Consider the following 21,468-nt stretch of genomic DNA (forward strand, 5'->3'; position numbering starts at 1 on the left):
AATGTGATGCACAAACGACTCTGGTTACTGCTTCCTATCGTGATCCTTAGCGGTTGCCGCATTGTGTCGCAGCAGGAGCTGGCCGACCTGAAAAATCCCCCCAATCCCAAAATGGCCAATATTGCTCAGACCTGGCAGCAGAAACTGGTGCCGCAGATTCAGCACGATGCGAAGCCAGTGGCTGAACTGCTGAATGCGTTGAAGTCCGCCAAAGATTTTGACAGCGCCTGTCAAACCTACGGCTACCGCTCACAGGAAGAGAACCCCTGCGTCTTCAGCGTCAAGGTCAGTGGTGAAATCACGGCGGTGAATACCACTTCACGTAATGGCCGCATGACGGTGAAAGATGTATCAGGCGATAACGTGACGGTGCAGGTCGGTCCGATTTTCCCAGGCACGGTGCTGCGTGATGCCTATAAAGGGGCCAGCTATCAGGACTTCAACGATCAGGTGCTGTTTGGCGACTACAGCCGCGCTATTAATCAGCAGGCAGCCAACATGATGAGCGCCTTCAAGCCCAAAGTCGGCGACAAGGTGCAAATTTCCGGCGTGTTTAGCAGCTTCGATACACCTGAACAGGTGCCGAATGTCACACCTGCTGCCATCGTGCGGCAGTAAGGAGCAGGTATGCAAAATCCTCAAAGTGACGTGATCATCGAAACCCGTAATGTGTCACGCATTTACCCCGGCGTGACCGCACTCGATCAGGTGAATTACCGCGTCTATCGCAACAAAGTGAACGTGCTGATTGGCGAAAACGGTGCCGGTAAATCCACCATGATGAAAATGCTGGCAGGCGTGGAAACCCCTTCCTCTGGTGAGATTCTGCTGGACGGCCAAGTGGTGTCGCTCAGTTCCACCCACCAGGCGGAAAAGCACGGCATCAGCATCATCTTTCAGGAACTCAACCTGTTCCCCAACATGAATGTGATGGACAACATCTTTATCGCCAACGAGTTTTTCCAGCGCGGCGTGATCAACGAAAAATATCAGTATGCGCTGGCGAAATCATTGCTGGAGCGACTGGAACTGGATGTTGACCCTTATGCGCAGCTGGGGGAATTGGGCATCGGCCATCAGCAGCTGGTCGAAATCGCCCGGGCGTTGTCCAAAGATACGCGTGTGCTGATCATGGATGAACCCACCAGTGCGCTGAGCCAGTCTGAAGTGAAAGTGCTGTTCAACGTCATTGACCAGCTGAAGCGGCGTGGCGTGACCATCATCTATATCTCACACCGGCTGGAAGAGCTGATGGAAATTGGCGATCACATCACCATTTTTCGTGACGGTCGCTTTATCAGCGAGCGAGAAGTGCGTGACGCTTCGGTTCCCTGGATCATCGAACAGATGGTCGGCGACAAGAAAAAACACTTCGACTATCAGCCCGCGGCTCAGGGCGAAACCGTTTTGCACGTCAACGGCCTGACGGCACTGCATCAGAATGGTGGCTATAAGCTCAATGATGTGTCGTTTTCACTGCGCAAGGGTGAAGTGATCGGCATTTACGGTTTGCTGGGCGCGGGACGCACGGAGTTGTTTAAAGGGCTGATTGGCATGATGCACTGCCAGTCTGGCAGCGTCAGCCTGAATGGCGAAGTACTGGATAAACGCAATTTCCAGCAGCGGTTAAAGAAAGGCATTGCGCTGGTACCGGAAGATCGACAAACCGAAGGCGTGGTGCAGTTGATGTCCATCACCGCCAACATGACGTTAAGCGATCTCAGCTTGCGCGGTTTTCGCCGTGCGCTGCGCTTACTCAATCCCCACAAAGAGCAGCGTCGCGTCGATGAAATGATTGGTCATCTCGCCATCAAAGTGAGCGATCCGGAACTGCCGATTACCTCACTCAGCGGCGGCAACCAGCAGAAAGTGGTGCTGGGAAAAGCGCTGATGACGGGCCCTCAAGTGGTGTTGCTGGATGAACCCACGCGCGGGATCGATGTGGGGGCCAAAACGGACGTGTACCACCTGATTGGCAATCTCGCACAGCAAGGTCTGGCGGTGATGTTCTCCTCTTCTGAACTGGACGAGGTGATGGCACTGGCCGATCGCATTCTGGTGATGGCCGATGGCCGTATTACCGCCGACTTACCGCGCAGCGCGGCAACGCGAGAAGCGCTGATTAGCGCCTCAACACCGCATGATTAAGCCCGCAGGAGATCAATAAATGAACCAGAAATACCTGCTTTATATGTACTTGCTGAAAGCGCGAACCTTTATCGCGTTACTGATCGTGGTCGGCTTTTTCAGCTTTATGGTGCCTAATTTCCTGACCACCTCAAACTTACTGATCATGACGCAGCATGTGGCCATCACCGGGCTGCTGGCCATTGGCATGACGTTGGTGATCCTGACCGGTGGCATCGATCTGTCGGTCGGTGCGGTGGCGGGCATCTGCGGCATGGTGGCGGGGGCTTTGCTCACCAATGGTGTGCCGCTGTGGGGCGGCAACACGCTGTTCTTTAACGTGCCGGAAGTGATTCTGGTGGTGGCGCTGTTTGGCATTGTGCTGGGGTTGATCAACGGCACCGTTGTGACGCGTCTGGGCGTGGCACCCTTTATCTGCACCCTCGGCATGATGTATGTGGCTCGCGGGGCCGCGCTGCTGTTCAACGATGGCAGCACTTACGCCAATCTGGTGGGGATGCCAGCATTGGGCAATACCGGTTTCGCGTTTTTGGGATCGGGCAGTGTGCTTGGTGTCTACATCCCTATCTGGTTGATGATCGGCTTCCTGCTGCTCGGCCTCTATCTGACACGTAAAACCCCGCTGGGGCGTTACATCTATGCCACCGGCGGCAATGAATCTGCGGCACGCCTGGCCGGTGTACCGATCATCAAGGTCAAAGTATTTGTTTATGCCTTCTCCGGTTTATGCGCTGCGCTGGTGGGATTGATCGTGGCATCTCAGCTGCAAACTGCGCACCCGATGACCGGCAACATGTTCGAGATGGACGCCATCGGCGCGACGGTGTTAGGCGGAACTGCGTTAGCAGGAGGGCGCGGGCGCGTATCAGGTTCGATCATCGGTGCCTTTGTTATCGTGTTCCTCGCCGATGGCATGGTGATGATGGGCGTCAGCGATTTCTGGCAAATGGTGATTAAAGGGCTGGTGATTGTCACCGCCGTGGTGATCGACCAGTTCCAGCAAAAATTACAAAGTAAGGTGGTGCTGCTGCGCAGACATGAAAAAAAGCAGCAATCGGCCGCCCTGCCTGAAGCAACGCATGGATAACAGGAGGCAATATGACACGCGATTTTAATGGAAAAACGGTGGTGATTACCGGCGCATGCCGCGGGATTGGCGCGGGCATTGCCGCACGATTTGCACGCGATGGTGCAAGGCTGGTGATGGTGTCCAATGCGGATCGGGTATTCACCACGGCGCGGGCGCTGGAAGAGCAGTTTGGCAGTGAGATTCTGGCGCTGCAGGTGGATGTGACCAATGAAGCCGAAGTGCAGCAGCTTTATCAGCAGGCCGCTGAGCGCTTTGGCACCATTGATGTTTCGATTCAGAACGCTGGCGTGATCACCATCGATCGCTTTGATGCGATGCCGAAAAGCGATTTCGAAAAAATTCTGGCAGTGAACACCACCGGCGTCTGGCTGTGTTGTCGTGAGGCGGCAAAGCACATGGTGAAGCAGGGCAGCGGCAGCCTGATCAACACCTCATCAGGACAGGGGCGGCAGGGCTTTATCTACACGCCACATTATGCGGCCAGCAAAATGGGTGTCATCGGTATTACTCAGAGTCTGGCGCTGGAACTGGCGCCATGGCACATCACCGTCAATGCTTTTTGTCCGGGCATCATCGAAAGTGAGATGTGGGATTACAACGATCGCGTGTGGGGAGAAATCCTCAGCAGCGATAAAAAGCAATATGGCAAAGGTGAGTTGATGGCGGAATGGGTTGAAAATATTCCGTTGAAACGCGCCGGACAGCCGCAAGATGTCGCCGGTCTGGTGGCGTTTCTCGCGTCGGATGATGCGCGCTACATTACCGGTCAAACCATCAACGTGGATGGCGGGCTGATTTTCTCCTAATCGCAGCAGCCGTGAGCGCCTGGCGGGGCTTGACGCAGGGCGCTCTGGGGGGGAGGGGGGAATGCTCGTGAGTTAAAGCCCTATTTGCAAAAGCTGTCGCTGTTAAAAGTGGCAGCTTTTTTCGTGTGGGTTAGCATATTGGAGTGCGGGCCCGAGCACCTCTTCTGCTGCCGGGCTGTCCTCGCGCCGCTGACGCGGTGCCTTCGGCTTCCACGTCGTGCCGGCGGATCGTTCGGGTAAGGCCATCCAGGCCAACCCGAACTGCCAGTCGCCTCCCTGCGCCTGGCTCCTGACCCAACGTAAAAGCCTCAGCGCTGCGGATAGCCCTTGCAGCAGTAGAGATGCTCAGGCCACCACTACCGTGCCCTTTTTCACAATAATCACTGAAGCTTCAGAGCAGGCCAGCCCCTATACGGCGGCAGACTGCGTTATCACCTGTCGCTGAACTGACGAACATTACGCGATGCGGAGCGATTTGGTGATCAAGAGAAAATGGTGCATTTGCTAATCAGGCAATGTCCTAATTCAGCCCAGCCTTTTCTGCAAAGTCGGCAGAATGTGTTAGGGTATTCCAGTACAGTTTTGTGAGCCACCTCAAATTCTAAACTGGATAAAAGCCTGTTTTTGCTATGACATCTGTTTTTTCCGCTTTCAAATCACTGCGCATGCTGCCTGCCGCAACCGGGCTGCTTTTCACTGCACCGGCTTTGGCGCTGGTCACTGACACGCACGTTGCTGATGCGCCCTTTAGCGATCCCGAACGTTTCCAGAAAATGGCCAGCGATCTGCCCGCACTCGGCTATGAAGACGAGAATGCGGCCTTCAGCAAGAATCTGGCCACCATCGCCAAGAGCATTGGTGAAGCCAGTCAGGACAGCACCAGCGACAACACTTTTGGTCATCAGGCGGGCATCTGGGCGTTTAACCATTTCCGCGATGAAGTGGCGAACCGCGTGGTGGATGAAGGCCAATCCCTGCTGTCGCCTTATGGTAAAGCGCAAATCGATTTTAACGTCGATATGGACGGTAACTTCACCGGCAGTGGCGCTTCGCTACTCACGCCGTGGGCCGATCGCTACCAATACCTGACCTTTAGTGAAGTGGGCTTTCATCAAACGGATGAAGGGCTGGTGGGTAATATCGGCTTGGGACAACGCTGGACGGCGGGTAAATGGCTGCTGGGTTACAACGGTTTTGTCGATCGCATGTTTAATAGCGGATTGCAGCGCGCTTCAGTGGGCACCGAAGCGTGGGGCGATTACCTGCGCTTCTCGGCTAACTACTACACGCCACTGTCGGGTTGGCAAAATCGCGATCCTTTCCAGCAGCAGCGTTTAGCACGCGGCTACGATTTCACCACCCAGGGCTATCTGCCTTTCTATCGCCAGCTTGGGATGTCAGTGAGTTGGGAGCAGTATCTGGGCAATGATGTGGATCTGTTTAGCAGCGGCAATACCTATCACAATCCCTCGGCGCTGACCTTCGGTGTCTCCTACACGCCTGTGCCGTTGGTCACATTTTCTGCCAGCCACAAAACCAGTAATGAAGGTGAGAGTCAGGACCAACTGGGTTTGCATCTTAACTACCGTTTCGGCGTGCCGCTGAGCCAGCAGTTGAGTGCCGATAACGTGGCAGAAGCGCGTTCGCTGCGTGGCAGTCGCTACGACATGGTCACCCGCAACACTACGCCGGTGGTGGAATATCGTCAGCGCAAAACTTTATCCGTGTTCCTCGCTACGCCGCCATGGCAATTAAACGGCGGTGAAAGCCTGCCGCTGAAATTGCAAATCCGTAATGCCAATCCGATAACCAAAGTGGTCTGGCAGGGCGACACCCAAGCGTTAAGCCTCACGCCGGGTGCGAATCCTAACGATCCGCAAGGATGGAGCATTATTATGCCCACGTGGAACAGCGCATCTGACGCCACCAACAGCTATCGCCTGTCTGTGACGCTGGAAGACAGCAAGGGCAGCCGGGTGACCTCCAACTGGATTACGCTGCAATTACAGGAACCGTTTAGCATCAATTCCGGAGAGGATAATCGTTTCGATTTGCTGGCGCCTTAAAACGGTCATCGACGAAATTCATGCCACTTCACTGCATGAACCCGGTAACATAGCGGCTTATTGTCAGGAATGGGTTCTTATTGCATGCCTTCAATTCCGGTTCCGCTGGTTACGCTACTGGTGCTGCTGATTTTAATCGTGACCTTAGCGGCGAACGATAAGCAACGCCACCAAACCACGCTGTTATTTCTGGTCGTCTGCTCACTGTTACTGGCGGTGGGAGCATTACGTTGGATCTTGCCGTCAACGCCACTCATGGCTTTGCGCGTGTTATTGGCAACGCTGCTTCCAGCGCTGGCCTGGTACTGTTTCAGCCCGCATACGACTCAGAACTATTCACGCTGGAAAATCGTCCCGCCCGCGCTGGCCATCATCATTATGCAGTGCTGGCCACCAACCATTGATAGCGTGCTATTTGTGCTCTACATCGGATACGGGGCAGCGTTGATTTTTCTGGGCTTAGGCGGTGGGGATCGATTTAGCGATGCGCGCATCAGCGAAGTCGGGCTGGCGGCAAAAATGGCTCTTACCGCCGGTGTATTTCTTTGCTTCTCTGGTATGACAGATTTGCTGGTGGCGCTCGAATTCACTTTGCATCAGGGCAAGCTTGTGCCGCAAATCATCGCGATAATGCAAAGTTTAATGCTGCCTTTACTTAGCCTGGCGATTGTATTTGCAGCACGTACTCGCCCCCGGGAAGTGAGTATTGAGACAGTACTGCCCGATTCTTCTCCGTTGCAGACGCCTGAGCAGGCAGCTTTGTGCCTGCAACTGGAAAATCGACTGCGGCAGGATGACCTGTTCCTTAATACACAACTCACGTTGAATCTATTGGCGCGCAAAGCCGGTATTCCCTCGCGTCACATCTCACGTGCGATCAATGCGACTTACCACTGTAATGTTTCTCAATGGATAAATGGTTTTCGCATCGCTCATGCGCAGCAGTTGCTCCGAAGCAGTTCACTGCCGGTTACGGAGGTGATGCTGGCTTCAGGATTCACCACCAAATCAAATTTCAATCGCGAGTTTCTCCGCATCAGCGGGCAGACGCCGAGTGCATTTCGTCAGCAGGCCGGTTCAATGCCGCGCTCAGAAAATGCGTGATACGGGCGATTAACTCCTGATGAATATCGGCACGGCTCCGGCTGCCTTGATCCTGGCAAATGATGCCATCGCCAGGGGAAGACTGTTCAATCAACTCAGCAGCATGGGGTTTACAGCGCTGCATAAAACTAAAGTGGGTTGCGCCGCTGATACGTGAAAACGGTGTCTGTTGCGGCGGAAGATACTGCGCCAGATAGCCGGATTCCAGTGAGGCGGGAAGTTCAACACTGTCTTGTTCTGCGGATAATACCAGCACTGGCACAGAAATCCTTGCCAAACTATCTGGCGTGAATCCGCGCGCCAGACCCAGATCGAGCGATATAGCCGCTTTGATGTGGGGGCTACCTAATTGAGCATTTAATAAAGAAGCGGTATTCGTGTTGCTGATACCCAAAGTCTCAATCAATTGACAGTCTGATAGCTGCGCGTGGTTCTGGCAATCCTGAACAAATCTGTTTGACGAAAACCGGGCACCGATTAACTCCATTACTGTCCACCCTCCAAGTGAGTGGCCTATGGCGGCGATGCGCAATGGATCAACTTTTCCTGCCAGGTGTTCGTCTGCCAATAATCGGTCCAGTACCCGGCTGATATCATCTGGACGCAGCCAAAGTTTCCGGGCAGTAGCAGGATCGCGATTCTCAGTTGTTGTACCGGGATGATTGGGGGCAGCGACGATATATCCTTGCACAGTGAGTGCATGCGCCAACCAGTTGAGGTTACGCCAGCTACCGCCATAGCCGTGAGACAGCAGGACTAAAGGATGCTGTCCGGGACGAGGCGTTGCATTGCGTAAAACCGACTCACCATAGAACGCTGGGTTCTCACCCACATCTTCTAAGACGCCCGTGGCTGCAGTGGGATACCAAAAAGCAACATTGAGCGGACGATTGCCCTGGCTATCAAGTGTTATCTGACGAAAGCCCGTAGCTGCCTGTGCAAGCGATGCACACATCATCAGCATAAGTGCACAAATACAAAATCGAATCATTAGCGTGTTCTCCATGAGTGTAAAATCATGAAGAGTAATAACGGAAACAGTCAGTTATCGCGTCCTCAATCACGATTGAGTACCTGTATAACGACAATAAAAAAGGGCAGCTTGCGCTGCCCTTTGCTCATACCCAGCCGACACTAGCCGGTATGCAATGAGGGATACTCACTTAGAACTGATACACCAGACCAACAGCAGTTACGTCGTCAGTGTTGATGTTCAACGCGTTATTATCTTTCAACAGGTTGATTTTATACTCTGCATAAGCAGACATGTTCTTGTTGAAGTAGTAAGTCACGCCAACGGCTACGTATTTGAACAGGTCAGTATCACCCACATTGTTCTCGACATCTTTCGCGCGAGAAGACACATAGCCCAGTGAAGGACGCAGGCCATTCAGGAACTGATACTGTGCAACGGCTTCAAAGTTAACCGCTTTGTTAGCGAAACCGTTATTACCGATCGGCGTCGCGTTCTGCGTTTCGCCATAGATGGTCGCCAGGTAAATCTGGTTGGCATCGTATTTCAGACCGGCTGCCCAGCTCTGCGCTTTATCGCCACGGCCGTAGGTTGCGGTGTTCTGTGCAGTGACACGATCGAGGTTCGCATAAGCACCAACAATGCTCAGGCCAAAATCGAAATCATAGGAGGTTGACAACGCAAAGCCGTCACCATTCGAACGACGTACCGCCAGGTTGCTGGCAGTTGCGCTGTCAGAGCGCTCGTTTTTGCCTTCATACTGCGCGGCAAAGTTCCAGCCTTTCACCAGACCGAAGAAATCTTTGTTACGCCAGGTCAGCACACCGGTAGAACGGCCTGACAAGAACGCATCGGTGTAACCTGAATCACCACCAAAGTACGGCAGCATATCGGTGTAGCCCAGTACGTCGTACACCAGACCGTAGTTACGGCCGTAGTCGATTGAACCGAACTGAGCAATTTTCAGACCCGCAAAGCCCAGACGGGTTTTGTTGCCTGAGTTAGCATCGCTGCCTTCAGAGTTGCTCAGGCTGTACTGGTATTGCCACTGACCATAGCCGGTCAGCTGGTCATTAATTTTGGTTTCGCCTTTAAAGCCCAGGCGGGTATAGGAAGAGACTTCACCGTTTGCGCTGTCGTTATCAGAGAACAGATGCGAAACGTTGATTTTGCCGGTCAGGTCCAGTTTGTTGCCATCTTTGTTATAGATTTCGGCGGCCTGAGCCGAAGAAAGTCCCAGCAGTAAAGGCATCACTGCTGCCAGTAAGGAGCGCTTCATCATTTATAATTTACCCTGTGATATTTTTTAATTGTATCCCCGTCATCGGGGTGAAAAGAAAATGACACAAAAGGTTCAAGATCAACAGTGCAATATATGTAACTAAATATTTCAGATTGGCTTTTTGTGTGATTTTTAATCTTAACTTCCATTATATGGGATTTTACATTGGATAAACTTATCCCAATATCAATATGTATCGCATCAATATAAATAGATAACTCATTGTTTTATATTGGTATTAATAAAATTAAAGAAAAGTAAATCACTCTGTTTCTATGATGGTTAAATAGCACAAGCCTATGCATTATTGTTCAATAACAAATATATAAAACCACCTAATCATTAGCATGGTAATTATCTGGTTAATCTCTTTGTGTCTTTTTATTTCTGCAATGATAATAACCTTAGTCACTAAACGTCGTTTAACTTACGTTTAATTAAGGCGTTGTTCAAAATGCAGCCAAATATGCAAAGAGATTGTTAAACAGGAGCGAGTGAGTGCCACCTCTACTTGCCGATTTGGATGCACATTTCCTGCACATCCGCGCACCATAAATGCACAAGTTGCCCTAAAACAGGGCGGACGCCGCGACTTTTTGGCGAAATATTTGCTGTGCGATCACAAAAGCGCTATTTCATTTTGTGAATGCATAAATCTGCTAAATAAATAGCTGCTCTCCTCTCTCCATCAGACTGATATTCACTTTTTATGCAGTTAATGTGAATAGTGACCTAATCTAACTCATTGATAATGCGTTGCTCAAACCCATTTATGCATTTTTTCCGCTAGCTGGCACGCTTACTGCACTCTAGAGTAGTGCTGCGACACAACGGATTTTAACAATTTTAAAACAATAGCTTCACTTAGCTGGAGCAGGAGAAATGGCTATGTCACTGCAGGTTTCACGTCACGATTTTGATCAATGGATGATGCCGGTATATGCCCCCGCAGCTTTTGTACCGGTGCGTGCTGAAGGCTCAACGCTCTGGGATCAGCAAGGTAAGGATTACATCGACTTTGCAGGCGGCATCGCGGTTAATGCATTGGGACATGCGCATCCCGCTTTGCAACAGGCTCTGACAGAGCAGGCCGGTAAGCTATGGCACACTGGCAATGGCTATACCAACGAACCTATTTTGCGCCTGGCTAAACAGCTCATTGACGCCACCTTTGCCGATCGCGTGTTCTTCTGTAACTCCGGGGCAGAGGCCAATGAGGCAGCACTGAAACTGGCGCGTAAAGTCGCGCACGATCGTTTTGGCGCCGAGAAAAATGGCATCGTGGCCTTCAATAATGCTTTCCACGGACGCACGCTATTTACTGTTTCAGCGGGTGGTCAACCAGCTTATTCACGTGATTTTGCGCCGTTACCCCCGGCGATTGAACATGCCAGCTTCAACGATCTGGCCTCTGCCGCAGCACTGATCAATGACCAAACCTGTGCCGTGATTGTTGAACCGATTCAGGGTGAGGGCGGTGTTGTACCGGCCGATCCGGCTTTCCTGCGCGGCCTGCGTGAACTGTGCGACAAACATCAGGCGACGTTGATATTCGATGAAGTGCAGAGCGGCGTGGGGCGTACCGGTTCGCTGTATGCCTACATGCACTATGGCGTGACGCCGGACGTGCTGACCACCGCCAAAGCGCTGGGTGGTGGCTTCCCGATCGGCGCGATGCTGACACGTGAAGATCTGGCGCTGGTGATGGGCGTGGGCACCCATGGCACCACCTACGGCGGTAACCCGCTGGCAGGTGCCGTCGCCGGTAAAGTGATGGAGTTGATTAACCAACCCGATTTTATGGCGGGTGTCACAGAGCGCCATCAGTGGTTTGTCGCGGCATTAAAAGAGATGAACCAGCGCCTGCCGATCTTTAAAGAAGTTCGCGGTCTTGGGCTGTTGATTGGAGCCGTGCTGAATGAAGATTTTGCCGGGAAAGCGAAGCAGTTCAACCTGGCGGCGGCGGAAGAGGGCGTCATGGTGCTGATTGCCGGTGCTAACGTGGTGCGTTTCGCGCCCGCGCTGAATATCAGTGAAGCGGAAGTGAAAGAGGGACTGGCGCGCTTTGAACGTGCCTGCGCTCGCGTGCTCAAAGGAGCTGCATCATGATGGTGATTCGCCCCGTCGAACGTGACGACCTTGCGCAGTTGCTGTCGCTGGCGGGCAAAACCGGGGGCGGCTTAACCTCGCTGCCCGCCGATAGCGATACACTGAAAGCGCGTATTGAGCGTTCTCTGCTCACCTGGCAGGGCGCGCTCTCGCGTGCTGAACAAGGCTATGTGTTTGTACTGGCCGATAGCGCAGACAATCGTGCTGTTGGGATCTGTGCCATTGAAGTGGCCGTGGGCCTGCAAGACCCGTGGTACAACTTCCGGGTGGGTACGCAGGTACACGCTTCGAAAGAGTTAAATGTTTACGCCAGTTTGCCAACGCTGTCGTTAAGTAACGATCACACCGGCAGTAGCGAACTGTGCACGCTGTTCCTCGATCCCGATTATCGCGATGGAAAAAATGGCCATCTGCTGTCAAAATCTCGCTTCCTGTTTATGGCTAATTTCCGCGATCGCTTTATGAAGCACGTGGTGGCTGAGATGCGCGGTGTGAGTGATGACACAGGTCATTCCCCGTTCTGGGACAGTGTCGGCAGCCGTTTCTTCTCCATGGAGTTTCGTGAAGCCGATTTCCTCAGCGGCACCGGGCAGAAAGCCTTTATTGCTGAGCTGATGCCAAAACATCCGCTGTATATCCATTATCTCAGTGAAGCGGCGCAGAAAGTGATTGGCGAAGTGCATCCGAAAACGGCACCCGCGCGCGCCGTGCTGGAAGCGGAAGGGTTTCGTTATCTCAATTACGTCGACATCTTTGACGGCGGCCCAACGCTGGAGTGCGAGATTGATCGCATTCGCGCCATCCGTAAAAGTCACCTGCTTCAGGCCGAAGCCGGGGAAGCCGATGACAGCTGGCCGCTGTGCCTGGTCGCCAACGGTGATTACCAGCATTTCCGCGTGGCGCTGCTGCCCATCGATATGGCGAGTGGAAAAGTCCGTATCAATGAACATCAGCGCACGGCGTTGCGCTGCGATTATGGCGATGCATTGCGTGTGGTCACGCTGTGCCGCGAGGAGAAAAAAGCATGACGCACTTCATTAATGGTCAATGGCTGACGGGCGGCGCTGAAGCGTTAACCAAACAAAACCCGGTGAACGGTGAAACGTTATGGCAGGGACGGGCAGCGACCGGTGCACAGGTGGCGGCGGCTTGTGAAGCGGCGCGCGCGGCCTTTCCCGCCTGGGCGCGCAAGCCTTTCGCGGAACGTCAGGCGATAGTGGAAGCCTTCGCCAAATTACTCGAGAGCCACAAAACTGCACTGGCAGAAACTATCGCCAAAGAAACCGGAAAACCGCGTTGGGAAACTCTGACCGAAGTGCAGGCGATGATCAATAAAATCGCCATCTCGGTAAAAGCCTACCACACGCGTACCGGAGAACAGGCCGAGGGTGAAAGTTCGTTGCGCCATCGCCCGCACGGCGTACTCGCAGTGTTTGGTCCCTACAATTTTCCTGGCCATCTGCCGAACGGACATATCGTTCCCGCGCTGCTGGCGGGCAACTGTGTCGTGTTTAAACCGAGTGAGCTTACGCCGATGACGGCGGAAAAAACCGTTGAGCTGTGGGAGCAAGCGGGGCTGCCAGCGGGTGTGATCGCGCTGTTGCAGGGCGCGCGCGAAACCGGCCAGGCACTGGCGCATGAGCCACAAATCGATGGCTTGCTGTTTACCGGCAGTGCCGCAACAGGCTATCACCTGCATCGCCAGTTTGCCGGTCAGCCTGAGAAAATGCTGGCGCTGGAGATGGGCGGTAACAATGCGCTGATCGTCGAGGACCCCTCAGACCTTGATGGCGCAGTGCACATCGCGATTCAGTCTGCCTTTATTACAGCCGGGCAGCGCTGCACCTGTGCGCGTCGTCTGCTGGTGAAACGCGGAGCAGCAGGCGATGCCTTCCTGCAGCGTTTGGTGGCAGTGACCGCTCGTCTGCAGCCTGCCGCCTGGAATGCTGAACCGCAGCCCTTTATGGGCAGCGTGATTTCACCTGCCGCCGCCGGACATATTTACGCCGCCTGGCAGCAGCGTATCGATCTGGGCGGCAAGGTGTTGCTGGCGATGCACTGGCCCGACCGCGACAGCGCCATTATCACTCCCGGTATCATTGAGATGACGGACGTGGCGAAACTGCCCGACGAAGAGGTGTTTGGTCCGCTGCTGCAAGTCATCCGCTACGATGAGTATGATCAGGCGATTCGCCTCGCCAACCAGACGCGCTATGGCCTCTCCTGCGGCTTGATTTCTCCGCAGCGTGCGCAGTTTGACCAATTGCTGCTGGAAGCGCGTGCCGGGATTGTTAACTGGAACAAACCGTTAACCGGTGCCGCCAGCTCAGCGCCGTTTGGTGGTGTGGGTGCATCCGGTAATCATCGCGCCAGTGCATGGTATGCCGCAGATTACTGCGCGTGGCCGATGGCATCTTTGGAGAGCCCGAGTCTGGCCTTACCGGGCAGTTTATCGCCGGGACTGGATTTCTCCGCGGAAGGAGCTGAATGATGAAAGCGTTTGAAGCCAATTTTGACGGTCTGGTCGGCCTGACGCACCATTACGCCGGGCTCTCATTTGGTAATGAAGCCTCAACGCGTAATCAGCTGCAGCCTTCTAACCCACGTCTGGCGGCGAAACAGGGCCTGTTGAAAATGAAAGCGCTGGCGGACATGGGCTATGTGCAAGGGGTGATTCCGCCGCATGAGCGGCCGAATATCCCGCTGCTGCGCCAGTTGGGTTTCGCTGGCACTGACGAACAGGTGCTGGAGAAAGCCGCCCGGCAGGCACCGCAATTGCTGTCTGCGGCCAGTTCTGCCTCGGCAATGTGGGTGGCGAATGCTGCCACCGTTTCGCCTTCAGCCGACAGTGCCGATGGGCGCGTGCACTTTACCGTGGCTAACCTTAACAATAAATTCCACCGCGCCATCGAAGCGCCGGAAACGGCCGACTTGCTGCGCGCCATTTTCCGCGATCCGCAACATTTCAGCGTGCATGATGCTTTGCCGCAGGTGGCGCTGTTTGGCGATGAAGGTGCCGCCAACCATAACCGCTTTGGCGCGGAGTACGGCGATGCGGGTGTTCAGCTGTTTGTTTATGGTCGTGATGGACAACAGCAGGGCGCTGCACCAGCACGTTATCCGGCACGTCAGACGCGGGAAGCCAGTGCCGCGGTGGCGCGCCTGCATCAGCTCGACGACGATCGCACGCTGTTTGCTCAGCAAAACCCGCTGGTGATCGATCAGGGCGTATTCCACAACGATGTCATCGCCGTCAGCAACCAGCAGGTGCTGTTCTGCCATGAAGAGGCGTTTGTCGATCAGCCGGCGTTATTACAACAGCTGGCTACGCGCGTGCCCGGTTTCCAGCCGATTGTGGTGCCGCGCGATAAAGTGTCAGTGGCCGACGCGGTGAATACCTATCTGTTTAACAGCCAGCTGTTGCAGCATCCTGAAGGTGGGATGCGACTGGTACTGCCTGAAGAGTCACGCCAGCATGCGGGCGTGTGGCGCTACTTGAGCGAGCTGGTGGAGAGCGGCGGACCGATTCGTGAGCTCACGGTGTTCGATCTGCGTGAGAGTATGTGCAATGGCGGTGGGCCAGCCTGTCTGCGTTTGCGCGTGGTGCTCAATGAAGCAGAGCGTCAGGCCCTCAATCCAGCGGTACTGATGAACGATCGCCTGTTCACCACCCTGAACAGTTGGGTCGATCGCCATTATCGCGATCGCCTGACCCAAGCCGATTTGGCCGATCCACAGTTACTGCGTGAAGGACGCACCGCGCTGGATGAGCTGACACAGCTGCTAGACTTAGGCAGTGTCTACGCATTTCAGCGTTAACCTCAGAGGGTAAGTGAAGCTTCTGAGTTGAAAAGGAGTGTACATGCAGGATTTTCTCCAACAAACCCTGTCAGGTAAGCCGCCCCAGCAGCGGCAGGGCAGCAATGCCCATTTACAGTGGCAGTGGCACGATGAGGGCATTCTATCCCTGACACCCCATGCACCGACGCATCAGGCGCTGGTGCTGTCAGCGGGCGTGCACGGCAACGAAACGGCCCCGGTAGAGATTCTTAACCTGTTGTTGACGCCACTGCTGCGCGGAGAACAACCGTTAGCGGTGCGGTTGCTGGTGATATTGGGCAATCCCGATGCGCTACGCAGCGGCAAGCGCTATCAGCAATATGATATTAACCGCTTGTTCGGTGGGCGCTGGCAGAAGGTCTCCGATTTGCCTGAAGCTCAACGCACGCTGCGGCTGGAGCAGGCGCTGGAACAGTTCTGGCGCGAGTGTCGCGATCATGAAGTGCGCTGGCATCTCGATCTGCATACCGCAATTCGCGGCTCATACCATGCGCGTTTCGGCGTGATGCCGCTGAATCCTCAGCCGTGGCCGCAGGATTTCCTGCACTGGCTGGCGGCGGCTGAGCTGGAAGCGCTGGTGTTTCATCGTTCCCCAGGCGGCACCTTTACCCATTACAGCTGTGAACATCACGATGCGGCCAGTTGCACGCTGGAGCTGGGTAAAGCGCTGCCGTTTGGTGAAAATGATCTCAGCCAGTTTGCGGCCGTGCAGCTGGCGCTGGCGGCATTGTTGTACGGTGAGCCACTGCCAGAGGTGCGGGAACAACCCCGCCACTATCGCGTGGCGCAGCAGATTACCCGCCACGGCGACGCGTTTGTGCTGCACATGGGGCCAGAGACCCTGAACTTTACCGCCTTCCCGCAGGGCACGTTGCTGGCAGAAGAGGGTGACACGCGCTATTACGTGCAACAGGCGCGCGAATATGTGCTGTTTCCCAACCCAAATGTTGCCGCAGGACTGCGTGCTGGCCTGATGCTGGTGGAAGAAAACGAGCAAACGCAGGCACTGACATTATAAATAAGGTGGGTGAAGAAAATTCACCCATTTTTCCCTTCCGCAAATCCGACAATACCGTTACACTCCTCCTTAATTCCTGCGCATTTCCGTTTGATTGTCATACTCTTTTGCAATTCCTCACGCATTTCTTCTCTTTCTCTCCATGATTGCCTGATTACTGTCTTTTATGCTTTCAGGGCTTTACTCAGACTCTGAGTAGTTGACGTTTGGCGTCGTATGCTTGTTTCCGAAGACGCGACACACCTTGTCGTCATGAAACTGAATAGTAAGGACAAATATTATGCGTAAACTCACTTCCCTGTTCCTGGCTACTGCAATGGCTCTTGGTGCTGCCAACATCGTCCACGCTGCAGCGGACAATCTGACACCACCGCCAGCAGGTAGCGAAAAACCGATGCACAAGCCGCCAATGCGTCATCACGGTATGGAGATGATGTTCAAAGGCCTGAATCTGACGGATGCGCAGAAAGCGCAGATCAAAACCATCATGCGTGACAGCCATAAAGAGATGAAACGTCCATCTCTGGAAGAGCGTCGTGCTAACCACAGCATCATCGCTTCAGATACTTTCGATAAAGCGAAAGCCGAAGCGCAGGCTGAGAAAATGACCGCCAACGCGAAAGATCGTGCGGTGAGCATGATGGAAATGCAGAACAAGATTTACAACGTGCTGACACCTGAACAGAAAAAACAGTACAACGCCAACTTTGAGAAACGTCTGACAGAGAAAGGCCCGCATGACGGTAAAATGCCGCCACCGCCGGCTGATGGTGAATAAGCCGTTTAGCTCATCGGTTTGAGACCGCCGACGTTGTCCACTGCATCTGATGCATTGGGCAGCGTCGGCGGTTTTGTTTTAGAGTTCGATCAGCGGGAAAACCCCGGACAACAGCGGGCGACACAAAATTTTATAGCCGTCATGATCAAAGCCCTGACGTGCGCGCTGTAGCTGGCGGGCTTCCGCTTCGGTGGTGACCGAACCGAGCCAGAACCAGTGATCGATGACGTGAATCTGTGTCATCTCTGCTCCCACTTCTACCATGCCAACCGGACCTTGCCACGGCCAGCACACCACACGCATCTGTTCCAGTGCCTGATGCAAACGTTGCTGATGGGCTTCAACGGATTCGGTACCGCAGCACGCCCCGGCGCAGCGTTTTAGCGCGGCGCGAAAACAGCCGCGTCCCGGTGATAAGCGCTCTAATCCCAGTAATCCATGGCACAGGCGTTGTTCATCGGCAATCGCCTTGAGTTTTTCCATGGCCGCAAAACGACTGCGAAACAAACTGTAGAGGTTGGGGGAGCAGGAGAAGTCGAGATCTTTGGCGTAAACCACCTGCGGAGCGCCATCGCCAAGCTGCAACGAACAGAGCTGACGATTTTTGCGCAGGCGCTTATTAAACAGCGGCTGCTGCGTTTTAATCATCTGCGCTTCCAGCAGTTGCGCGCCAAGATCGCCCGCGGTAGGGATCCAGGTCACACGCCGCGCCTGACGCAACATGTTGGCTTCATCCGGCGTGCGAAAATGCGACATTACCCGGCTGCGCAGGTTGACGCTTTTGCCGATATAAAGTGGCAGGCTGTCGCTCTCACCGTGAAAGGTATACACGCCTGGCTGATTGGGTAATCCTTCCAGCCATTGTCGTAAATGTTCGGGATATTGATAAATCGCGGCCGCATCAAATTCGAGGCGGTGGCTGGCTGCACGTCTGACCAAAACACACTCCGATTACTGGTTGTCCGTCCAGTATATCAGCGTGATGCTTTTATCGCCAGTCCGCGGCAGAAGGAGGGCGTTTCCCGCGACAGCGGCGGGAAACGTAGAACAATTACTTTTTCCAGAAATCGTCAAACACGGTAATCGGCGGACGACGTTTGTGTTCGGTTTTCAGATACCAGCCTTCAATGGTCTTTGCGGCGGCGGCATCGATGGTTTTGCCTTCCAGATAAGCGTCAATCTGTTGATAGGTCACGCCAAGCGCCACTTCGTCCTGCAAGCCAGGACGATCGTCTTCCAGATCGGCAGTAGGATGCTTCAGATACAAGTGTTCCGGGCAGCCCAGCGTTTTTAACAGCTGTTTGCCCTGGCCTTTGTGCAGGCGGAAAATCGGGTTGATATCGCTGCCACCGTCACCGTATTTGGTAAAGAAGCCGGTCACGGCCTCGGCTGCATGGTCGGTGCCCACTACCACGCCTTTGGTCATGCCGGCGATGCTGTATTGTGCCTTCATACGCTCGCGGGCTTTTTCGTTGCCGCGTACGAAATCGGAGACTGCGATGCCCGCTTCTTTCAACGCGCGCTCACTGGCGAGAATCGCTTCTTTGATATTGACCACTAACGTGCGATCCGGCTGGATAAACGCCAGCGCATCCTGACAATCCTGCTCATCGGCCTGCACGCCATACGGCAGACGTACCGCGATAAAGGTGTAGTCCTTATCGCCGGTCTCTTCTCGCAACTCGCGAATGGCGGTTTGAGACAGGATGCCAGTCAGCGTGGAGTCCTGTCCGCCGCTAATGCCAAGCACCAGCGTTTTCAGGAATGGATTGGCTTTCAGGTAGGATTTCAGAAAATCGACGCTGACGCGGACTTCCTGTTGCGGATCGATAACGGGTTTAACACCCAACGCTTCAATGATTTCCTGCTGCAGTGACATGAACCTCTCCTCAAGTCAGTAGCCTGACGGCACAATACGAATCATCTGCTAAAGCTAACGCCTCCGTTGGCAAACAACAAGCCGCATGGCTTGTTGTCGCACTTATTTGCAGGCTTTTCAGGCGCTTTTTGGTTTTTGTGCCAACAGGATGAACATCAAAATTGCCAGCATAAAGCAGCCAAAGATAGTGCCCGTCATGCTCGATACTGAGGTGCCCCCCAAACCGGTTACGGGCACGCTAATGGCACCTAACGTGAACATGGTGACACCAATCACCGCTGAGGCACTGCCTGCACGATGCCCCTGACTCTGCATCGCCAGAGACGAAGCCGTCGTCGCAATGACACCGTTACTGGCAATGGTGAAGAACAGTGCCAGCAGGATCACCGGCAGCGGTGCCCCGGTCAGACCCGCTAATAACAGACAGCTCGACGCCACGAATGCCAGCGTCAGCCCGCCTTTTAGCACGCGATATTCTCCCCACAGTGGGCACAAACGTGCACTGGTTTGAGATGCAATAATCAGGCCGAAGCCATTAGCAGCGAAACAGAAGCTAAACGCCTGGGGTGAGAGGCCGTAGATTTGCTGTAACACAAATGGGGAAGCGCCGATGTAGGCAAACATGCCGGACATCATAAAGCCCTGCGTCAGGCAGAAGCCCATGAAGGGACGATGAGTAATCACCTGGCCGAGTGCTGCCCAGGCGGAAAAGATTGAGCCCTGGCTACGACGTTCAGCGGGCAGCGTTTCGTGCAGTTTCCAGCGTGCGAGGAAGATCAGCAGTACAGCGATACAACCGAGTACCACAAAAATGCCGCGCCAGTTCAGCACCGTCATTAACACACCGCCGAGCACCGGTGCACCAATTGGCGCCAGGCCATTCACCAGCATCAGCAGGGCAAAGAAGCGAGTCAGTTCATGGCCGCTGTACATATCGCGTGCGATAGCGCGTGACAACACCGCGCCGCCTGCGCCCGCCAGACCTTCAAACAGACGTGCTACCAACAGAGAGTGAATGTCTTTTGCTAGCGCGCAGCCAATCGACGCGATAAATAACAGCACCAGCGACAGCAACAACGGGCGGATACGGCCAAACTTGTCGCTCATCGGGCCAAACAGCAATTGTCCGGCGCCGAGGCCCAGTAATCCTGCGGTTAAACTTAACTGCGCGGTGGCGGTTTCGGTATGCAGATCGCGCGCCAGTTCAGGTAAGGCGGGCAAGTACAGGTCGATACAGAGCGGTCCAAGTGCCGCGAGCAGGCCCAGCGTAATGGCGTAAACCAGCCGATTAGAGTGTGCAGGTGTCATTGATCCTCTGTTTTATTGATGTCTTAAGATTTTTTTTGCCGGGAGATTATACGAAGCGTGAAGCGGCAACACAGCAACTTTACGTAAAACTAACGCTTCAGAATGGGCTTAAAGCGAAGCCATTAAGTTGATAAATCTGGATTTATGATCCAGGCTTAGTGTGACATGGACAAAGTATGAGGAATATAAAGATGAATAAAGTGCTGGGATGTATCGCTGCCGCTATGACGCTGGTAGCCTTATCGGGTTGTACGACTTATGACAAAGCCGAAAGCTATGTGACTAAGCCGGTGGTTAAAGATGTGAAAAAAGGAATGACGCGCGATCAGGTACGCCAGATTGCGGGTGCGCCATCAACTGAAATTACCATGGTACATGCCCGTGGTACTTGCCAGACCTACGTGCTCGGCGAGCGAGATGGTAAAGCACAGACCTACTTTGTCAGTTACAACGATGTGGGCCGCGTGATGAACTACGGCTTCCAGAGCTGTAAAGACTACGATACCGATCCGCAAGCTGCACAGTAATTCTTGCCGAATACAAAAAGGCCCGTCGATGACGGGCCTTTTTTCGTTTCACGCTTACAGTCCGTACGGGCGGGGCACTTCAACATAATTGCCGCCCATCTCACGCTGATAGTAGTGACCTTCCTGCACGTAATAGCGTTTTCCGTTGAAATCCAGCACGCGCATTCCGCCCTCTGGCGGTGCTTCAGGCGCCTGAACGACGACATAGGTATCGCCCTGACGCTGGTAGTAGTTGCCATTCAGCATGTAATAGGTGAGACCGCCAATCAGCACCGCAGTAGCCGCTTCAGGTAAGAAGCGCAACGGACCCGGGCCACCCCAACGTGGGCCACCTCCCCAATGTGGACCCCCACCCCAATGTGGACCTGGGCCGGGGCCCCAGCCGTAAGGGTGGGCAAAACTGATGGCTGGCGTTAATAAGGTTAACGCCAGCACCGAGGCGATAACGTTTTTCATCGGTGATTCTCCTGCTATGACTGATAGCAGAATTCGCCTTTTAATGACAAAACTCAAGTGAAAAGTGGCTGATTTTTCGTCTGT

General features: G+C 54.1%; 19 protein-coding genes. 13 read left to right on the top strand and 6 right to left on the bottom strand.

Going from position 1 to position 21,468, the window contains the following annotated elements:
* Nucleotides 1-6 precede the first annotated feature (6 nt).
* The 6 genes from VI01_RS03065 (at nt 7) to VI01_RS03090 (ending at nt 7,214) form a co-directional block, all read left to right on the top strand.
* Nucleotides 7-618: a DUF2291 family protein gene (locus VI01_RS03065; RefSeq protein ID WP_045813947.1), complete on the top strand. Its 612-nt coding sequence runs from the start codon at nt 7-9 to the stop codon at nt 616-618.
* A gap of 9 nt (nt 619-627) precedes the next feature.
* Nucleotides 628-2,148 (top strand): sugar ABC transporter ATP-binding protein, encoded by a 1,521-nt coding sequence (locus VI01_RS03070; RefSeq protein ID WP_045813948.1) that lies wholly within the window; start codon nt 628-630, stop codon nt 2,146-2,148.
* Nucleotides 2,149-2,167: 19 nt separating this feature from the next.
* The gene (locus tag VI01_RS03075; RefSeq protein WP_038647393.1) at nt 2,168-3,235 is read left to right on the top strand and encodes an ABC transporter permease; all 1,068 of its coding nucleotides are present in this window, start codon (nt 2,168-2,170) and stop codon (nt 3,233-3,235) included.
* Between the two features lie 11 nt (nt 3,236-3,246).
* On the top strand, nt 3,247-4,044 hold the full coding sequence (locus VI01_RS03080) for a glucose 1-dehydrogenase (protein ID WP_045813949.1): 798 nt from the start codon (nt 3,247-3,249) through the stop codon (nt 4,042-4,044).
* A 629-nt stretch (nt 4,045-4,673) separates the two neighbouring features.
* Nucleotides 4,674-6,110, top strand: a complete 1,437-nt coding sequence (locus VI01_RS03085; RefSeq protein ID WP_082082023.1) for a YchO/YchP family invasin — start codon at nt 4,674-4,676, stop codon at nt 6,108-6,110.
* A gap of 84 nt (nt 6,111-6,194) precedes the next feature.
* Entirely contained in the window at nt 6,195-7,214 is a 1,020-nt protein-coding gene (locus tag VI01_RS03090; RefSeq protein ID WP_045813950.1) for an AraC family transcriptional regulator, read from the top strand.
* On the opposite strand, the gene VI01_RS24625 is transcribed toward VI01_RS03090, so the two are convergent.
* Both VI01_RS24625 and VI01_RS03095 read right to left on the bottom strand, forming a co-directional pair.
* Entirely contained in the window at nt 7,147-8,220 is a 1,074-nt protein-coding gene (locus VI01_RS24625) for an alpha/beta fold hydrolase (protein ID WP_231638442.1), read from the bottom strand. The genes VI01_RS03090 and VI01_RS24625 overlap by 68 nt on opposite strands.
* Before the next feature lie 157 nt (nt 8,221-8,377).
* Nucleotides 8,378-9,469, bottom strand: coding sequence for a porin (locus VI01_RS03095; RefSeq protein WP_038647379.1), 1,092 nt, complete (start codon nt 9,467-9,469; stop codon nt 8,378-8,380).
* Between the two features lie 888 nt (nt 9,470-10,357).
* Between VI01_RS03095 and VI01_RS03100 the strand changes: the two genes are divergently transcribed.
* From VI01_RS03100 to spy, 6 genes are all read left to right on the top strand, one after another.
* Nucleotides 10,358-11,578 carry an aspartate aminotransferase family protein gene (locus VI01_RS03100; RefSeq protein WP_045813951.1) on the top strand — a complete coding sequence of 407 codons (1,221 nt, stop codon included), beginning with the start codon at nt 10,358-10,360 and terminating at the stop codon, nt 11,576-11,578.
* Entirely contained in the window at nt 11,575-12,606 is a 1,032-nt protein-coding gene (gene astA / locus VI01_RS03105; protein ID WP_045813952.1) for an arginine N-succinyltransferase, read from the top strand. The genes VI01_RS03100 and astA overlap by 4 nt, the downstream gene beginning before the upstream one ends.
* Nucleotides 12,603-14,069 carry a succinylglutamate-semialdehyde dehydrogenase gene (astD, locus tag VI01_RS03110; RefSeq protein WP_045813953.1) on the top strand — a complete coding sequence of 489 codons (1,467 nt, stop codon included), beginning with the start codon at nt 12,603-12,605 and terminating at the stop codon, nt 14,067-14,069. Before astA ends, astD begins: the two co-directional genes overlap by 4 nt.
* The gene (astB, locus tag VI01_RS03115) at nt 14,069-15,397 is read left to right on the top strand and encodes an N-succinylarginine dihydrolase (RefSeq protein ID WP_045813954.1); all 1,329 of its coding nucleotides are present in this window, start codon (nt 14,069-14,071) and stop codon (nt 15,395-15,397) included. The genes astD and astB overlap by 1 nt, the downstream gene beginning before the upstream one ends.
* 43 nt (nt 15,398-15,440) lie before the next feature.
* Nucleotides 15,441-16,436: a succinylglutamate desuccinylase gene (astE, locus tag VI01_RS03120; RefSeq protein ID WP_045813955.1), complete on the top strand. Its 996-nt coding sequence runs from the start codon at nt 15,441-15,443 to the stop codon at nt 16,434-16,436.
* 280 nt (nt 16,437-16,716) lie between these two features.
* Entirely contained in the window at nt 16,717-17,214 is a 498-nt protein-coding gene (gene spy, locus VI01_RS03125; RefSeq protein ID WP_045813956.1) for an ATP-independent periplasmic protein-refolding chaperone Spy, read from the top strand.
* A gap of 78 nt (nt 17,215-17,292) precedes the next feature.
* On the opposite strand, the gene cho is transcribed toward spy, so the two are convergent.
* From cho to VI01_RS03140, 3 genes are all read right to left on the bottom strand, one after another.
* Nucleotides 17,293-18,153: an excinuclease Cho gene (gene cho / locus VI01_RS03130; protein WP_045813957.1), complete on the bottom strand. Its 861-nt coding sequence runs from the start codon at nt 18,151-18,153 to the stop codon at nt 17,293-17,295.
* Between the two features lie 112 nt (nt 18,154-18,265).
* Nucleotides 18,266-19,093 carry an ammonia-dependent NAD(+) synthetase gene (gene nadE, locus VI01_RS03135; protein ID WP_045813958.1) on the bottom strand — a complete coding sequence of 276 codons (828 nt, stop codon included), beginning with the start codon at nt 19,091-19,093 and terminating at the stop codon, nt 18,266-18,268.
* Nucleotides 19,094-19,210: 117 nt separating this feature from the next.
* Nucleotides 19,211-20,401 (bottom strand): multidrug effflux MFS transporter, encoded by a 1,191-nt coding sequence (locus VI01_RS03140; protein WP_038647360.1) that lies wholly within the window; start codon nt 20,399-20,401, stop codon nt 19,211-19,213.
* A gap of 191 nt (nt 20,402-20,592) precedes the next feature.
* Between VI01_RS03140 and osmE the strand changes: the two genes are divergently transcribed.
* Nucleotides 20,593-20,928, top strand: a complete 336-nt coding sequence (gene osmE, locus VI01_RS03145) for an osmotically-inducible lipoprotein OsmE (protein WP_038647358.1) — start codon at nt 20,593-20,595, stop codon at nt 20,926-20,928.
* 54 nt (nt 20,929-20,982) lie between these two features.
* On the opposite strand, the gene VI01_RS03150 is transcribed toward osmE, so the two are convergent.
* Nucleotides 20,983-21,384 carry a DUF6515 family protein gene (locus tag VI01_RS03150; protein WP_045813959.1) on the bottom strand — a complete coding sequence of 134 codons (402 nt, stop codon included), beginning with the start codon at nt 21,382-21,384 and terminating at the stop codon, nt 20,983-20,985.
* Nucleotides 21,385-21,468 lie beyond the last annotated feature (84 nt).

The sequence above is a fragment of the Pantoea sp. SM3 genome, assembly GCF_000963995.1.
Classification (GTDB): Bacteria; Pseudomonadota; Gammaproteobacteria; order Enterobacterales; family Enterobacteriaceae; genus Pantoea; species Pantoea rwandensis_B.

Excerpts from the sequence above, each read along its gene's own strand:
- VI01_RS03140 (WP_038647360.1), bottom strand. The coding sequence starts at position 20,401 with ATGACACCTGCACACTCTAATCGGCTGGTTTACGCCATTACGCTGGGC.
- VI01_RS03150 (WP_045813959.1), bottom strand. The coding sequence starts at position 21,384 with ATGAAAAACGTTATCGCCTCGGTGCTGGCGTTAACCTTATTAACGCCA.
- VI01_RS03075 (WP_038647393.1), top strand. The coding sequence starts at position 2,168 with ATGAACCAGAAATACCTGCTTTATATGTACTTGCTGAAAGCGCGAACC.
- VI01_RS03070 (WP_045813948.1), top strand. The coding sequence starts at position 628 with ATGCAAAATCCTCAAAGTGACGTGATCATCGAAACCCGTAATGTGTCA.
- VI01_RS24625 (WP_231638442.1), bottom strand. The coding sequence starts at position 8,220 with ATGGAGAACACGCTAATGATTCGATTTTGTATTTGTGCACTTATGCTG.
- astA (WP_045813952.1), top strand. The coding sequence starts at position 11,575 with ATGATGGTGATTCGCCCCGTCGAACGTGACGACCTTGCGCAGTTGCTG.
- VI01_RS03080 (WP_045813949.1), top strand. The coding sequence starts at position 3,247 with ATGACACGCGATTTTAATGGAAAAACGGTGGTGATTACCGGCGCATGC.
- VI01_RS03095 (WP_038647379.1), bottom strand. The coding sequence starts at position 9,469 with ATGATGAAGCGCTCCTTACTGGCAGCAGTGATGCCTTTACTGCTGGGA.
- spy (WP_045813956.1), top strand. The coding sequence starts at position 16,717 with ATGCGTAAACTCACTTCCCTGTTCCTGGCTACTGCAATGGCTCTTGGT.
- VI01_RS03065 (WP_045813947.1), top strand. The coding sequence starts at position 7 with ATGCACAAACGACTCTGGTTACTGCTTCCTATCGTGATCCTTAGCGGT.
- osmE (WP_038647358.1), top strand. The coding sequence starts at position 20,593 with ATGAATAAAGTGCTGGGATGTATCGCTGCCGCTATGACGCTGGTAGCC.
- VI01_RS03090 (WP_045813950.1), top strand. The coding sequence starts at position 6,195 with ATGCCTTCAATTCCGGTTCCGCTGGTTACGCTACTGGTGCTGCTGATT.
- VI01_RS03100 (WP_045813951.1), top strand. The coding sequence starts at position 10,358 with ATGTCACTGCAGGTTTCACGTCACGATTTTGATCAATGGATGATGCCG.
- astB (WP_045813954.1), top strand. The coding sequence starts at position 14,069 with ATGAAAGCGTTTGAAGCCAATTTTGACGGTCTGGTCGGCCTGACGCAC.
- astD (WP_045813953.1), top strand. The coding sequence starts at position 12,603 with ATGACGCACTTCATTAATGGTCAATGGCTGACGGGCGGCGCTGAAGCG.
- VI01_RS03085 (WP_082082023.1), top strand. The coding sequence starts at position 4,674 with ATGACATCTGTTTTTTCCGCTTTCAAATCACTGCGCATGCTGCCTGCC.
- astE (WP_045813955.1), top strand. The coding sequence starts at position 15,441 with ATGCAGGATTTTCTCCAACAAACCCTGTCAGGTAAGCCGCCCCAGCAG.
- nadE (WP_045813958.1), bottom strand. The coding sequence starts at position 19,093 with ATGTCACTGCAGCAGGAAATCATTGAAGCGTTGGGTGTTAAACCCGTT.